The sequence below is a fragment of the Constrictibacter sp. MBR-5 genome (genome assembly GCF_040549485.1).
Classification (GTDB): domain Bacteria; phylum Pseudomonadota; class Alphaproteobacteria; order JAJUGE01; family JAJUGE01; genus Constrictibacter.
The window spans coordinates 158,704-173,490 of the sequence record NZ_JBEPTK010000005.1 but is presented as its reverse complement, the minus strand read 5'-3'; the positions used below and the strand labels follow the sequence as shown (position 1 = coordinate 173,490).

The window sequence follows — 14,787 nt, the reverse complement described above, 5'->3', positions numbered from 1 at the left end:
ATTGCGGACGGCTCAGGTCGCGCTGATCGGCCTCGGCACCATGACCGTGCCGCTCGATTCGTCCGTCAACATCGCCTTCCCCGACATCGTCGCCAGCTTCGCCCTGCCGATCCCGACGATCCAGTGGATCGTCATCTGCTACGTGCTGACCCATGCGGCGCTGATGCTGGCCTTCGGCCGGATCGGCGACCTGTTCGCCTATGCGCTGGTCTTCAGGGTCGGGCTGGCCTGCAGCACCCTCGCCTTTGCGGCCTGCGCCGCGGCGCCGGACTTCGGCCTGCTGCTCGGCGCGCGCGTGCTGCAGGGCATCGGAGCGGCGCTGATCCTGAGCTGCGGGCCGGCGCTGATGACCAGCCTCTATCCGGAGAGCCGGCGCAGCGCCGTCCTCGGCCTCTATGCGATGATCTTCGCGCTGGGCTCGGCGCTGGGGCCGCTGCTCGGCGGCGTGCTGGTCGACGAATGGGGCTGGCGCGCCGTTTACTGGTTCCGAGCCCCGCTCGCCGCCCTCGCCCTCCTGTGCCTGCACGGCCTGCCGGTGCGTGCGCCGCGGGCGGGCACGCACGGGTTCGACGCGTTGGGCGCCGGCCTGCTCGCCTTCACGCTGGCGACGCTCGTCCTGGCGCTGACGCGGATCGGCGCCGGAGGTGCATCCTCGGCTGTGGCCCTGGCGCTCGCGGCCGCTGCGGGCCTCGCCGGGTTCCTCGCCTGGGAGCGCCGCTGCGCGTCGCCGCTGATCGACCTGTCGCTGTTCCGGCGCGGCGGCTTCCTGCTGGTCAACGCCGCGAACGCGTTGATCAACATCGCCATCTTCTCGGTCATGCTGCTGGTGCCGTTCTATCTGACGGCGGTCGCCGGGCTCTCCACCATCCTCGGCGGCATCGTCCTCGCCTCCGGGCCAATCGGCATGGTCGTGGCCTCGCCGATCGCCGGGCGCGCCGTCGCGCGGTTCTCGCCGCAGGTCGTGGCGATCGGCGCGGCCGCACTCGTCGCGGCCGGCCTGTTCGCCGTCTCGCGCTGGGACGGCGCGCCGGTCGTGGCGTTGCTGGCGCCCGCGCTGTTCGTCCAGGGCTTCGGTGCCGGCCTGTTCCAGGTCGCCAATCTCGACATGGTGACCGGCGCCATGCCGGCCGCCGACCGCGGCGTCGCCGGCAGCCTCGCGATGCTGACCCGCACGGTCGGCGTCGTCGGCGGTGCCGCGCTGCTGTCGCTGCTGTTCGGCGAGCTCCAGGCGTCGTCGCTCGCCGAGGGGCGGGATGCGGCCGCGAGCTTCCTGGGTGCGTTCCGCGGCACGCTGCTCGCCGCCTCGCTGCTCGCAGCCGCGATCACCGCGATGCTGATCGCCCGTCGGCACCGGACCGGAGCCGCGCGCGTTTGACCCTCGCGGCGGTCGACCCAATGTCATCGGGACCATGACGAAGAAACGCCTGCTCATCGTCGCCCACGCGCCCTCGCCCAACACGCGGCTGCTGCGCGACGCCGTGATTCGCGGGGCCGAACAGCTGGAGCTCGACGAGGTCGAGATCGTCGCCCGCGCCGCCCTCGACGCCGGCCCGGACGACGTGATGGCGGCCCAGGCGGTGATCCTCTTCACCACCGAGAATCTCGGCTACATGAGCGGCGGGATGAAGGACTTCTTCGACCGCACCTACTATCCCTGCCTGGAACACACCCAGGGGCTGCCCTACGCCCTGCTCATCCGCGCCGGCCACGACGGCACGGGCACCCGCCGCGCCGTGGAGACGATCGTCACCGGCCTGCGCTGGCGCGCCGTCCGCGATCCGCTCGTCTGCCGCGGCGATTTCCAGCAGGCCTTCGTCGAACTGTGCGAAGAGTTCGGCGCCACGATCGCCGCCAGCCTGGACGCGGGGATCATCTGAGTCCCAGGAGTGAAGCTCGGCGGCAAGGTGATTGGGATTGGTGGCGCGCCGGAGAGGATGAAACTGGGAACTCCTATGTTATTGTTTTATCTATGTAACTTCGGCTGAAGGACCTATCGCATTCGGAGCACTCCGGCTCCGATCCCAGATCAAGGTCTCGAACGACTCACCAACGAACGGGTGCGGCTGTAGTCAACACCAGCCTCAAAGGCTCGGGTGAGGGTTGCCACCGTGGCGCAGAGTTGATCCTCGACAGGTGCGTTTGCTTCGATGGCCTGCGCAAGCAGTTGGGGATGAATGAAGGCCGTGACCGCGTCGCGCACTACGCTTGCCGCCTGGGCCACGTCGCTGACGTGCCACTCTCCCCGGTCAACAGCCTGAGCGATCAGCGTCTGGATCAACCGTGTCATGCGCTGCGAGTAAGCGACGATCATGTCCTGCCGCTCGACCAGGATACGCCGATACAGATCATGGATCTCCCTGTCGCCTGTGAATCGCGCACGTTTGCGATGGTGGATGTCGAGAACCATAAGCAGCAGGCGTTCGGCAGCCGTTCCCTCCGCGTCCAACCACTTCCCGGCAAGTTCCTCCTCTTCGTCCATGGCCTCTTGAACGATGGCGTCCATAACCGCGGCCTTGGAGGGAAAGAACCGATAGAGCGCAGCGTGGCTGACCCCGAGCGCTCTGCCGATATCCACCATATTCGTCTTGCCTTCGCCCAGTCGACGGACGAGCGCCGTCGCAGCATCGAGGATTGCCGTAGGCGAGATGACGTTCTGCTTTTCTGACATGGCGAAAAAATAAGCGCACACCGATCCCTTGTCGACAAATTACAAATTACCTAATATGTAATTTGTAAGGACGGCGCATGCACAGAGGTGGCGAAATGACCAAGGCCTTCGTGACAGGTGGCACCGGCTTTCTCGGTGGCCGACTGATTAAGATGCTCGTGAACAGAGGCTGGCAGGTCCGTGCCCTATACCGGTCGCCCGGTGATGCGGCAAAGCTGATAGCACTGGGTGCCGTGCCGGTGCCGGGCGACCTCGACAGCGTCGAGGCGCTGTCACGTGGGATCGGTGACGCCGAGGTGGTGTTCCACGCCGCAGCCATGTTCAAGCTTTGGGGATCGGCAGAAGCGTTCGAGGGGGCGAATGTCGACGGAACCCGCAATGTGCTGGCGTCGGCAAAGGCGCAGGGGGTCAAGCGTTTCGTTCAGATCGGCGCGGGTGCCGTCGTCATGGGCGAAGGCAAACCAATGCTCGGTGTTACTGAAGACGCCCCGCAGACATTCCCGAAATGGGCACCCTACACCGCCTCCAAGGGACGCGCGCAGCAACTGGTACTCGCGGCTGACGATCCTAGAGGCATGCGCACGGCGATCATCCTTCCTCCGATGATCTGGGGCGCAGGTATGCCCATGATCCGGGAGACAATCCAGAATGTGAATGCTGGGAGGTTCAGGTGGCCGGGCGGCGGCAAGAGCCTGATGTCCACCGCGCATGTCGAGAACGTGTGCCATGCCGCCGTGCTCGCGGCCGAAAGCTCGGCCGGCGGTCGCGCCTATTTCGTGACCGACGGCAGGGACCGAAGCCTGCGGGAGGTCATGGGGACCTTGCTTGCCACACAGGGCGTTGATCCAGGCAACAGGTCTGCCCCCCTCGGCGTCGCCTGGTTCCTGGCGACCGTCATGGAAGCGGCATGGCGCAGCTTCCGCCTAAAGGGGGAGCCGCCGCTGACGCGCCAGATGCTGCGACTGGTCGGCTACGACTTCACCATGTCCGATCGCCGTGCCCGCGATGAACTGGGATATGCTCCAGTCGTCACCTGGGAGCAAGGCGTCGAGGAAATGCGCGCGAGAGCTCACTGACCATGAATTCCAGATGCGCATCCAAAGCCGCTTCGCGTCGCTTGATTGTACCGTCCGGGCATTCTCTTGGACGATTGATCACGCAAGAAACTTGACGGAACTTCGGCTCCGTCATCGAAACCGGTCCGGGTACTGGCGTCTTTACCTTGAACCGCGCCGGATTTGCCGGAGGCCGATCTTCGTTAGTTACGCGGCCACGGTTTCAGTTTCCAGAGCGGCATGAAACACACCCGGGTCGGACCGCCGATCGGTGCCCAGCTTCATTCGGGAGTGGCAGGAGTTTGGCGCGCCCGATAGGATTCGAACCTATGACCTTCGGCTCCGGAGGCCGACGCTCTATCCACTGAGCTACGGGCGCAGCGCGTGGGAGGCGGAACTTAGCGCAAGGCGGCGGACGGTGCAAAGGGTTCCACCGGTTCTCCGTGAAGACGCCGCATCGACTGCCAGTCGGCACCGGACGGAAGCGGCGCATCGCGATCCCTGGTCCAGGCGAGGATGTCGTCGATGACGCGGTTCGCCTGGAGATCGCGCAGCAGCAGGTGATAGCCCTCGGGATAAATCGCGAGCCGCCACTTGCCCTCCGGCGGCTTCGGCAGGCTGTCGAGCGTGGCGCGCATCGGGTCGGGCCGGATGATCTCGTCGCGCAGGCCATAGGCGATGAGGGCCGGCACGTCGAAGGCCGGCGCGTCGCGCACGCCGACGCCCATGGCGCCGACGAGGCCGCCGATGAGGTCGACGCGCGGCTGCTTGATCACCTGCGGATCGTCGCGCAGCCGGCGCAGGGCCTCGGGATTGTCGGTCGGGATGATCTTCAGCCCCTGTCCGCTCAACGGATACCAGGGGATCGTGTGCGCCGCGAACCACAGCGTCGCACGGTAGAGCCAGGGCATCCGGTCGGCGCTCCACACCGCCGCGGCGAGCAGGATGGCGCCGTCCACCTCCGGTGCCCCCTCGCCGGTCAGCGCGACGAGCAGGATCGTCGCGCCCATGCTCTCGCCCATCACGTAGAGCGGCGTGCCGGGATGGCGCGCCCGGAGCAGGCGGACGGCGTCGCGTGCATCGCCGATCAGCCGGTCCACGCCGGGCCAGCGGCCGTGGTGCGGCGCGCCGCCGAACCCGCGCTGGTCGTAGGCGTAGAGTGCCACGCCGTCGGCGGTGAAGCGTGGCGCAGGCATGGCGAAGGCGTTGCTCGTGTCGCCGAAGCCGTGCAGGGCGAGGACGACCGCGCGCGGCGGCCCGTCCGGCAGCCAGCGGCGCAGCGGCAGGTGGATGCCGTCGCCGGTGACGAAGACCTCGGTCGGGGCGGTTCCGGCGACGATCGCCGGTGCCGCGGCGGCGCCGAGACCGGGCCCCGGCGGCTGCACCACCGGCGCGCAGGCGGCCAGGCCGAGCGCGACGGCGAGGACGGCGAGCGGCGACTTCAGGCTCACGGGGAAACGCACGCCGGCCGCTATCCCGCCGCCGGAGGAGACGGCGTCCAGGCGGGCAGGCCGGCGACGTCGCGCCAGTGCCTGGCGATGTCCTCGCGGCAGGCGAACCAGGCGCCGCCCTTGCCGCGCACATGGTTCAGGAAGGTCTCCAGGCCGGAGATCCGGCCTGGCCGGCCGATGATGCGCAGATGCAGCCCGACGGTCATCATCCGTGGCCGGTCGGCACCCTCGCGCCACAGCCAGTCGTAGGCGTCGATGCAGTAGTCGGCGAAGTCGCGGGCATGGACGAAGCCGCCCTGGGCGGTGAAGCGCATGTCGTTGGTGTCGAAGCTGTAGGGCAGCACCACGTGCGGCCGGCCGAGCACCGGCACGACATAGGGCAGGTCGTCGTTGTAGGCGTTCGAATCGTAGAGAAATCCGCCCTCCTCGACCAGCAGGCGGCGCGTCGCCAGGGACGTCGCCGACTTGGTGTGCCAGCCGACAGGGCGGCGGCCCATGGTCGCCGCGATGGTGTCGACGGCGCGGCGGATGACGGCGCGTTCCCGGGCCTCGTCCATGTGGGACTGCGGCTCCCAACGCCAGCCGTGGCACATCGGCTCCCAGCCGCGGCGGGCGGCGTCCCGGGCGAGCCAGGGCGACTCGGCGAAGCTGCGTGCCGATACGTTGAGCGTGCAGGGGATCCCGTAGGATTCGATCAGGTTCGCGACACGCCACCAGCCGGCGCGCGTGCCGTATTCGAAATGCGACTCCATGCAGGTGTCGGGCACGTCGCGCACGGTCGAGACGATCTCGTGCACCGGCTCGTTGGCCTCGTCGCCGGCGCGCAGGTTGAGTTCGGCCCCCTCCTCCACGTTGACGACCAGCGACACGCAGACCCGCGCGCCGCCCGGCCAGCGCGCGTCCGGCAGGTCGCCGCCATAGCCGCGGAAATCCCGCCTCATCCCGTCCCGACCGTCCTGCGCAACCGTCATCGCCCTACTCCAGCGTCTCGAAGAGGCGATAGAGCAGTCGGGTGCGCGGCTCGATATGCGAGAACAGGATGTGCTCGTGCTCGGTGTGCGGCCCGCTGCCGACCATGCCGAGGCCGTCGAGCGTCGGCACGCCGAGCGCGCCGGTGAAGTTGCCGTCGCTGCCGCCGCCGGCGGTGAAATGGTCGGGATCGAAGCCGATCTCCCGCGCCAGCATCACGGCGTGGTCGTAGAGCTTGCGGCCTTCGGCGGACATCTCGAAGGACGGCCGGAACAGGAAACGCTCGACCTCGACCTTCACGTCGGGATTGACCGGCTTGAGGTTCATCAGGCGCTCCAGCACCTCCTGCTCGTCCGCCGGACCGGGAACCAGCGCCAGGATCTGCGCCTCGCAGTGTACGGGCACGACGTTGACGTGCTTGCCGCCGGCGATGTTGCCGACGTTGAGGGTGATGTTGCGCTCGTAGTCGGTCATGCCCTCGATGGCGAGGATCTGGTGGGCCATCTCGCGAATGGCGCTGCGGCCGTCGGCATGGCGCGCGCCGGCATGTGCAGGTATGCCCTCGGTGCGGATGCGGTAGCGGGCGATGCCGTAGCGGCCGGTCTTCAGCGCGCCGTCGTCGCGCGCCGGCTCGACCACCAGGGTGAGCTTGTGCTTCTTCGCCTCGGCCTCGATCTCGTCGCGCGACGTCGGGCTGCCGACCTCCTCGTCCGGGATCAGCATGAAGGTGACGGGCAGCTTCGGCCGCGAGCCGGTCGCGTAGAGCTGGCGGAGCGCCCAATAGGCGGCGTAGTTGCCGCCCTTCATGTCGAGGATGCCGGGGCCGTAGACCCTGTCGCCCTCGCGCCGGAAGCGCAGCGGCCCGGCCAGCGCGCCGATCTCGTGGACCGTGTCGAGATGGCCGAGGACGAGGATGCCCGGGCCGTTCTTCTCGCCCGGCAGGCGGACCTTGACGATGTCGCCGATGCCGTCGCGGCCCGGAATGCGCTCGGTCGAGCCGCCGATGCCTTCCAGGGCCGCCTGGGCCGCGTCCATGCAGCGATTGACCGCCGCGGGGGTGTAGGTCGGGCTCTCGATCTCGACCCATTGCCGCATGCCGGCGAGAATCGTCTCGGGGTCGAAGTTCGGATCTGACATGCGGCCTCCGGTCTGGCATGCGGCTCGGACGGGCCGCAGATGGCGGCGCCGATAGAAGCAGCCGGGCGGCTCAGGGTAAAGCCGCCCGGGAGTGCCATCGATGCTGCGAGGCCTTAGCAGGAAGCATGCCGGGCAGGCACTATGCCGCGCGGACCTCTTCGAGGAAGGTGTCGATGGTGCGACGCAGGCCATCGGACTTCTCCGCCAGGCCGCCGACGGCCGCATGGGCACCGGCCGCGGCCTCTCCCGTCTCGTTTGCAGAGCGGCTCACCATGTCCATGCTCCGCGTGACGCTGGCGGTGCCGCTTGCCGCCTGCTGTACGTTCCGCGCGATCTCCTGGACCGCAGCCACCTGCTGCTCCACCGCTGCGGCTATGCCGGCCGCAAAGGTGCGCATGTCGGTAACCGCCTCGATGATGCCGCCGAAGGCGGCGCTCGCATCGCCCGCCTGCGCCTGGATCGCCGCGATGTGCCCGCCGATCTGCTCGGTGGCGCGCGCGGTCTGTCCCGCCAGGCTCTTCACCTCGGATGCGACGACGGCGAAGCCCTTACCCGCCTCGCCCGCACGCGCCGCCTCGATGGTGGCGTTGAGGGCGAGCAGATTGGTCTGGGCCGCGATGCCGTTGATCAGTTCGACAATCTCGCCGATGCCCGCCGCGGCGGCGACCAGCGCCCGCATGGTGTCGCCGCTCTTGTCGGCACGCTCGGCCGCCCTGTTGCCGACCTCGGAGGACTGCGCGGCCTGACGACCGATCTCCTGCACGGAAGACGAGAGTTCCTCGACGGCGGCGGCCACCGTCTGGACGTTGCCGGCCACCTGTTCGGCCGCGGCGGCCACGTGCATGGCCTGCTCGCGGCTCTCCGTGGCGTTGCGCGCCACCGCCCCGCTCGAACGGTCGACGGTCGTGGTCGCCTCGCCGACGGCCGCCAGCATGGCTGCCGCACCGGTCTCGAAGCGCGACACCGCGACGTCGAGCGCCCGCTGGCGGGCCCCCCGGCGGGCGTTCACGTCCTCCTCCTCGTAGACCGCGAGGGCGAGATTCATGTCCATGAAGAGCGCCTTGTCCACCGCGTCGACGACGGCTGCACGCCGACGGCCGTTCCAGCGATACGTTTCGGCGGCAATCCGATGCAGTTGCTGCAGGACGAGACCGTAGGCGCTGACATACGGCGCGGGCGCCAGACCGATCCGCTGATGGGCATTTCCGATGCGCTTCACCTGCTCGACATAGCTTTCGTCGAACTTGGCCTCGAACAGACGCTTCCAATGCGCAGACTGCGCACCCTTCAGCCGCTCGCTCTGTTCGCCCAGTATGGCGGCGAGACTGGGGATCGTCACGATCTTGGCATAGAACGCCGACAGTAGTTCCGGAAGATTCTTTTCGACGGCCGGCCAGAAGTCGCGCAGAGCCTTGCGCGTGTTCTCGTCGATACCGACGAAGTCCAGATCTTTTCCGATTTTACTGTTCTCGGCCATCATTGGGCATCCGCATAGGGGTCAATTTCGCGGAGGATCGGGCCGTACCGTAAATTGCACGTTAAGCGTGAATCGAATTCCTCGGCCGTCAACGTGCGGCGAGCAGACAGAATGTCTCAAGAAGCCCCTTTTCCCTCGGCAGGCTTTTCCAAGGCCTCGCGGTAAGCCTTCAGTTGCGACTTGAAATCATCCGCGCCGGCCAGCGCGGCTGCGATCTTGTCTATGCCCGGCTGCGCCTCGGTGCCGGACACCACCAGCGCGAACGCCGGACCGTGCTGCGTGGCGGCGATCGCCCGGCCGTACTTGGCGGCCAGTTCCCGCGCGCCGGCCTTGTTCCCCGCGAGCGTTTCGGACACCGCCAGCCGCAGAACGAGCCGTGCGTCGTCGTCCTCCAGCGCCGCCGAAGCCTCGACGCCGGACAGAAGCTGCCGATAGGCCGCCGCGGCGCGCGGCCAATCGGTCGCCCGCCAATGCATATCGGCCGCCAGGGTATAGGCCTCCCGGCTCGAATCGCCCGACAGCAGACGGATCGCCTCCGCCGGCCTGCCGAGATCGGCCAGGGCTCTGGCTCGCAGGTGGCGCCGCCGGATCGTCGCGCCGGAATCGTCGGCCCGGACCAGATCCAGCGCCGCGATCGCCGTCTGCGGCTTGTTGTCGAGCAGATGGACGAGTGCGAGGTCGGCCGCGGCGCGACCACGTGCCGCGCCCGTGAGGCGATTGCGCACGAGGTCGTCGAGAATCGTCGCGGCCGGCTCGAACAGGTCCAGCGCGACCAGCCGTCCCGCGAGGCTGCGCAGGATCTTCTCGCCGTCGGCGCCGGACGGCGTCAGCTCCCGGAACTCCTCGTAGAGGGCCATGGCCTTCAGCGGCGACAGGTCGGTCGCGGTGCCCTCGCTGAAGATCGCCCGGAACGCGTTCGTCATCCGCTCGGTGAGGGCCGCCGTCTTGTCGCCCTCCGGGAAGACCGACAATGCGTTGCGCAAGACCGTCAGCCCCTCCCAGTGCTTGCCGGCGTCCAGGTATGCCTGCCCAAGCCGTGCCAGCACTTCATATTCCAGCGTGTCGCCCCGCCAGGCGAAACGCAGCCGCTCCAGCTCCGCGATCGCCTGATCGTGCGTCATCGTGCCGTCGGCCAGACCGAGTTCGACCAGCGCCAGACCGGCGCGCGCCCGCGTGAGACGGTCCCCCCCGGCAGCCGCACGCGTCATGGCTTCGCGCCCGGCGTCCAGGGAGCCGTCCGCCAGCAGCATTCGCGCGCGGAGATAGTCGGCGCGCGACCGGGTCGGTTCCTCCAACCGGGCGTCGACGAGCAGGTTCAACCAGTCGTCGGCCATCCGAGCGTCGCCCGTCTCGACTGCCGCTTCCGTGCCAGCGAGCGCGAATTTGCCGCGCAGCCAATCCGGATACGTGTCGACGAACCGCCTGCCGGCACGGAAGCGCTGCGCGGCTTCGCTCCAGCGCTGCTCGTGCGCCAGAAGCAACCCGCGCCACAGGGCGGCTTCCGCCTCGCCCGCCAGCACGGGATCGCCGAAGTCGGCCCGCGCCTCCTCGTCCCGTCCGCTCAAGGTCTGTGCCGCCGCGCGCATGCCGAGGAACTGCGGCCGCGTCGCGATGGCCGGCGCGTCGTCGCTAACCAGACGAAGCAGGCCGAGCGCTTCCGCCGCGAAGCCCCGTGCCAGAAGGAATCGGGCCAGTTCCAGCCGCACCGGATTGCGATCGAGGGGTGGCGCGGTCGTAATGGCGCGCTGCAGTTCAGCCCGGACATCGTTGAAGGGCCGCCCGGCGCGGGACCAGCGCGCGAACTCGAACAGCGGCGGACCGGTGTCGACCTCCGTTCGCCGTTCCGGGGGGGCCGGCGCCGCCGGCGTTCCCAGCGGCGAAACGACGGCATTCTCGAGCAGCAGCCCGCGACCGGTCGTGATCTCCACCGCACTCGGACCGGCGTTGACCCGCAGCCGCTCGGTGCGGGCGCCGATGGCGATCCCCTGCGGCGAAGGCAGCAAGGAGAACTCCGGATAGTTCCTCGCCCCCGCGACGCCGAGGTGGACGGGCCCGACGGGCACGATCAGCAGGCGATCACCGGCATCGGGGTCCGTGACTTCGACGACCGGCCCGGCGGAATCGACAGGAATGACGACGCGACTGCCGCCTTGCGGCGCCGCCTCGACCCGTACGTCGAAGGTGCGTTCCGGCCCCGTCTGCTGCGGCGACAGCGTCACCGCCCAGCCGGCGGCATCGCGATCGACGGCAGGCTCCAGCCCGGGCGACGGGACGATGCGGATGACGGTCGCGTCGCGCTTGGGCTGCTGCTCGATCGTCGGCACGAGATCCACGGCACCCGCCCTCACCGGTGCGAGGTCGAGACGCAGGGCCCGGTCGAACACCACCCATACCTGCCCGGCACGGCGGAACACGGCGGCGCGGGCACCTGCCGTTCCGGGAAAGGCCATGCGCAGCCTGCTCTCGCCGCGGCTGACCTGGACCGGTGCTCCGCCTTCCGCCGGGACGGGCGTCGCTGGGGCGGGCGTCGCCTGGGCGGGGGGACGGGCCGGCGAGGGGCGGACGGGTTCCGGGGCAACCGGCGTCGCCGGTGCCGCCGCAACGGCGGGCGGCGGCGCCGGACGCGCCGGTTTCGGCGGCTCGGGAGCCGGCTCTGCCTTCGGTGCGGGAGCGGGTGTCGGGATAGGCGCAGGCGTGGTTGGGGCGGGCCGAGGTGGAGTGGACGGTGCTCGAACAATGGCGACCGGCGGCGCCGGCGCTGCCGCCGGAGGCGCTGCCACGGGAGCCGCTGCAGCGGGAGGCACTGCCGGGACGTTCCTCCCATCGGGTCGCGCACGCGGCAGCGGCGGTGTCGGTTCGTTTGCCGAGGACCTGGCGGGCGCCGGCGTCCGCGGCGGCGGCGCAGGCGCGGCGGACGGCTCGGCACGAGCGACGGCGGCCGGACCGTCGCCGCGCCGCGCGATGTCGACGACGACCCGGTTGCCCAACCGGAAGTGGGTCGCCTCGGAACCGCCGGGCACCGTCACGACGACGGCCGACTTGCCGTCGGTCGGCGGCAGGACGCGCAAGGCCTGCGCAGGTCCACCGGCCTGACCGAGATCGAAGCGGGCGGCAGCGTCGAACGAGAGCCGAAGGCCGTCGGGCGTCTGGCTGGCCTCGTACGCGACGAGGTCCGGCCAGTCGAACACGATCCGCGAATATCCCGGATGAACGCCCGTCCGCACCCGCACGGTCTGCTCCGCAACCGCGGGGCCGTCGGCCTCGGGTGCCAGTTGAAGGAGCACCACGCCGCCGTTCGTACTCTCCCGCAACCTGACCGGCTGCTTCAGCCTGAACGTGAAAGTACGGCCGTCGGCCCCTGCCTCCGCCCAGCGCACATAGTCCGGCAGCCCCTTCATCACGGCGACCAGATCCGTCCGCACCGGCTGCGCGAAACGGAGCGTGATCCGGTCGCCCGCCATCCGGGTCTCGTGCATGATGGCTTCGGGCAGTTCGAGGCGGATGTTGCCGCCCCCGTCTGCCGTCCAGACCCTGACCGGCAACTCCGGTCCCCGTGCGTCGGAGGGCGTCTGGGCGGAAGCCGGACCTGCCAGCAGTGCCGCCGCGAACGCCAGGCCGATCACTCGCATGCGTCAGCGTACCCCGTCTTCCCGGACCAGAATGTCGACCCGCGTGGCGGCAAGGCCGACACCGTCGGCGCGGCCGGGGGCCGCCGCCATCCCGAGAACTCTCATCCCCGCGCGGACCCCGCCTTCACCGAGCAGCCCCGCCACGGCGGACCCCGCCGCGATGCCGTGTGCCCAGCCATCCTGATCGGCCGAGCGGGTTGCATGTCCGACCACCGCGATCTCGTTGCGAACGTTCGCCAGAAGCCCCGCCAGTCGACGGACGGCGCGGGCACCTTCAGGGCGGAGCATGGCGTCAGCACCCGAGAACAGCAAGTCCCCCGGCAGCGTGACGACCAGGGAGCCGTCGCGGCCGGAGACGACGGCCCTGGAGAGCGACCCGTCCTGCGCGATGCGCTCCGACAGGAGGGCGCCGAGATAGCCGAGATCCAGTCCTTCGTCGGTCGGCAGCGGCTTGGCCGCAGTGTCGGCCTCCGGCCTCGGCGCCTTCGTCTCGTCGCGCGCCGGGAGCGCGTGCCGCATTCCCTCCGCGACCGCATTCCATCGTCCCGTATCGAGGGAGGACATCGCGAACATCATTACGAAGAAGCAGAGCATGAGCGCGATCAGGTCGGCGAGCGTGATCAGCCAGCCGCCTGCGGCGGCGCCTGTCGGCTTCGGCAGCAGATAGACGCGCATGTCAGCCGCCTTCGGCGGCAGGCTCGGCCAGTATCCGGAACACGAACCGGATCTCAGGACGCTCGCCCGCCTCCGCTCCGGCCAGGATCTCCGATTCGGCCAACCCCGCGGCTCGAAGGCTCCGGGCCAGGAGATCCGCCCGACGTACGCTCAGCGAGTGCGGTGTCAGTGGCGGCTGGATGCCGTCGCGCACCACGATCTCGACCTTGCAGCGGACCGCGGGCACCGCGGCATTCACCGCGCGTGCGACACGGCCCATCAGCAAGCCGATCCCGCCTTTCGCCAGCCCCCTCGCGACGGCGGTGCCTTCGTCGAAGATCATGTGCGTGGGCATGGTCGCTTCGAGGATCCGGCCCGACTGCCTGACGCCGAAGCGAACGCCGGGCACCTCGGCATCGAAGGCCTCACGCAGTTCGCGGCGCAAATCCCCGGCCGACCGCAGTGCAGCCGCATTCCCGGCCCCGGTGTCCGGCACTGCGGGCATCCAGCCGGGGCCTGGCCCCAACCGGGACGTCACGCTCTGCAGGACACGTTCGCTCTTCTGCCCGTCGAACGTCGAGATGACGGCGAGGAGAATGAAGAAAGCCAGCAGGACAAGGTAGAGGCTGACGAGGAACATCGCCGTAGCGTCGGCCGTCGTCGCGGCGCGCGCGCCGGCGGGTTCCATTCATCCCTCCTCGCCGGCCGCCCGGCGTCAGTCGAAGCTCGCCAGGAGCTTGTCGATGTCTTCCTGGCTGGTACCGCCGCCCGGAAGTGCCGGCCCCTCCAGCAGGTTGGGACCCGTGTCGGCCTTCGGCTTCGGCACCGCGGACCCGCTGCCGAAGGTCTGGACGAGGGACTCGATCTTGCTTTCGATATGCTTGAGCGCGCGGACGATCTTACCGATACGCTGGCCGGTAATGTCCTGGAAGTTGCACGCCTCGAAGATCTTCGTGGTGGCGTCCCTGAGCTTGGCCTGGTCCTCGCCCTGCAGGCCGTCCGCGACCCCCTCGATCAGTTCCGCGGAGTCGAGGATCGCGCCCGTGGCCTCCTCGGTGGCGGCCACGATCGCATCGAGTTCGTCGGTCGCTGCCGGAATGTGCTGGCGACGGATCTCGTCGGTATCCAGTTCCGCGATTTCGCGACGGGCATCGCGGATATACTCCGCGAGCTGCGTGATCTCCTCATGCAGCTTCATGTCCGCGGCGATCAGGTCGCCGTCGAGGCTCGTCATGATCTCGCGAACGATCATCGAGACCTCTCCATGTTCGATCGTGCCCGTAGTCATCGCGGGCTCCTCAGAGCGCCGTGCCGAGCACCGAAGACAGCTTGGTCTTCAGCGTGTCGGCGTTGAACGGCTTGACAATGTAATTGTTGACCCCGGCCTTCTTCGCCTCGATCACGTTCTCGGGCTTGCTTTCGGCCGTGATCATCAGGAACGGGAGCGACTTGAGCTTCGCATCGGCGCGCACCTCCTTGAGGAGCTGCAGGCCGGTCATCGGCTCCATGTTCCAGTCCGAGATGACCATGTCGTAGGGACGATCGCGCAGCTTCTGAAGTGCCGTGCCGCCGTCCGTCGCTTCGTCGACGTTCTCGAAGCCCAGCTGCTTCAGCAGATTGCGGACGATCCGCAGCATCGTCTTGTAGTCGTCCACGATCAGGATGTTCATGCTGTAATCGACCGACATCGCTTCTTCGTCCTCTGCTCGCGGCCACCGCCACACGTTACTGAAGCGAGACTAGCGGC

At 69.0% G+C, this 14,787-nt stretch carries 13 protein-coding genes and 1 tRNA gene; 3 read left to right on the top strand and 11 right to left on the bottom strand.

Annotated features, from left to right (window positions below; translation table 11 throughout):
• Nucleotide 1 precedes the first annotated feature (1 nt).
• Both ABIE65_RS13075 and ABIE65_RS13070 read left to right on the top strand, forming a co-directional pair.
• A complete protein-coding gene (locus tag ABIE65_RS13075; protein WP_354078199.1) occupies nucleotides 2-1,375 on the top strand; it encodes an MFS transporter in 1,374 nt (457 codons plus the stop codon).
• Nucleotides 1,376-1,409: 34 nt separating this feature from the next.
• Nucleotides 1,410-1,877 (top strand): flavodoxin family protein, encoded by a 468-nt coding sequence (locus ABIE65_RS13070; protein ID WP_354078197.1) that lies wholly within the window; start codon nucleotides 1,410-1,412, stop codon nucleotides 1,875-1,877.
• Between the two features lie 149 nt (nucleotides 1,878-2,026).
• Here the strand turns inward: ABIE65_RS13070 and ABIE65_RS13065 are convergent, their stop codons facing one another.
• Nucleotides 2,027-2,668: a TetR/AcrR family transcriptional regulator gene (locus ABIE65_RS13065; RefSeq protein ID WP_354078195.1), complete on the bottom strand. Its 642-nt coding sequence runs from the start codon at nucleotides 2,666-2,668 to the stop codon at nucleotides 2,027-2,029.
• Between the two features lie 95 nt (nucleotides 2,669-2,763).
• Here ABIE65_RS13065 and ABIE65_RS13060 point away from each other — a divergent pair, with 95 nt between their 5' ends.
• Nucleotides 2,764-3,744, top strand: coding sequence for an NAD-dependent epimerase/dehydratase family protein (locus ABIE65_RS13060; protein WP_354078194.1), 981 nt, complete (start codon nucleotides 2,764-2,766; stop codon nucleotides 3,742-3,744).
• A 282-nt stretch (nucleotides 3,745-4,026) separates the two neighbouring features.
• Here ABIE65_RS13060 and ABIE65_RS13055 read toward each other — a convergent pair.
• The 10 genes from ABIE65_RS13055 to ABIE65_RS13010 form a co-directional block, all read right to left on the bottom strand.
• Nucleotides 4,027-4,102, bottom strand: a tRNA-Arg gene (locus tag ABIE65_RS13055).
• Between the two features lie 19 nt (nucleotides 4,103-4,121).
• The gene (locus ABIE65_RS13050) at nucleotides 4,122-5,186 is read right to left on the bottom strand and encodes an alpha/beta hydrolase (protein WP_354078192.1); all 1,065 of its coding nucleotides are present in this window, start codon (nucleotides 5,184-5,186) and stop codon (nucleotides 4,122-4,124) included.
• 8 nt (nucleotides 5,187-5,194) lie between these two features.
• Nucleotides 5,195-6,145, bottom strand: coding sequence for a polysaccharide deacetylase family protein (locus ABIE65_RS13045; protein ID WP_354078190.1), 951 nt, complete (start codon nucleotides 6,143-6,145; stop codon nucleotides 5,195-5,197).
• A gap of 4 nt (nucleotides 6,146-6,149) precedes the next feature.
• Entirely contained in the window at nucleotides 6,150-7,280 is a 1,131-nt protein-coding gene (locus tag ABIE65_RS13040; RefSeq protein ID WP_354078189.1) for a M20/M25/M40 family metallo-hydrolase, read from the bottom strand.
• A 139-nt stretch (nucleotides 7,281-7,419) separates the two neighbouring features.
• Nucleotides 7,420-8,757 (bottom strand): protoglobin domain-containing protein, encoded by a 1,338-nt coding sequence (locus ABIE65_RS13035; protein ID WP_354078187.1) that lies wholly within the window; start codon nucleotides 8,755-8,757, stop codon nucleotides 7,420-7,422.
• Nucleotides 8,758-8,873: 116 nt separating this feature from the next.
• Nucleotides 8,874-12,386, bottom strand: a complete 3,513-nt coding sequence (locus tag ABIE65_RS13030) for a tetratricopeptide repeat protein (protein ID WP_354078186.1) — start codon at nucleotides 12,384-12,386, stop codon at nucleotides 8,874-8,876.
• 3 nt (nucleotides 12,387-12,389) lie between these two features.
• Nucleotides 12,390-13,061 (bottom strand): OmpA/MotB family protein, encoded by a 672-nt coding sequence (locus tag ABIE65_RS13025; RefSeq protein WP_354078184.1) that lies wholly within the window; start codon nucleotides 13,059-13,061, stop codon nucleotides 12,390-12,392.
• A 1-nt stretch (nucleotide 13,062) separates the two neighbouring features.
• Complete coding sequence (locus ABIE65_RS13020; RefSeq protein WP_354078183.1) at nucleotides 13,063-13,728, bottom strand: hypothetical protein; 666 nt, start codon at nucleotides 13,726-13,728, stop codon at nucleotides 13,063-13,065.
• Nucleotides 13,729-13,755: 27 nt separating this feature from the next.
• Nucleotides 13,756-14,328 carry a protein phosphatase CheZ gene (locus ABIE65_RS13015; protein ID WP_354078181.1) on the bottom strand — a complete coding sequence of 191 codons (573 nt, stop codon included), beginning with the start codon at nucleotides 14,326-14,328 and terminating at the stop codon, nucleotides 13,756-13,758.
• A gap of 10 nt (nucleotides 14,329-14,338) precedes the next feature.
• Nucleotides 14,339-14,728 carry a response regulator gene (locus ABIE65_RS13010; protein ID WP_354078180.1) on the bottom strand — a complete coding sequence of 130 codons (390 nt, stop codon included), beginning with the start codon at nucleotides 14,726-14,728 and terminating at the stop codon, nucleotides 14,339-14,341.
• Between the last annotated feature and the right edge of the window lie 59 nt (nucleotides 14,729-14,787).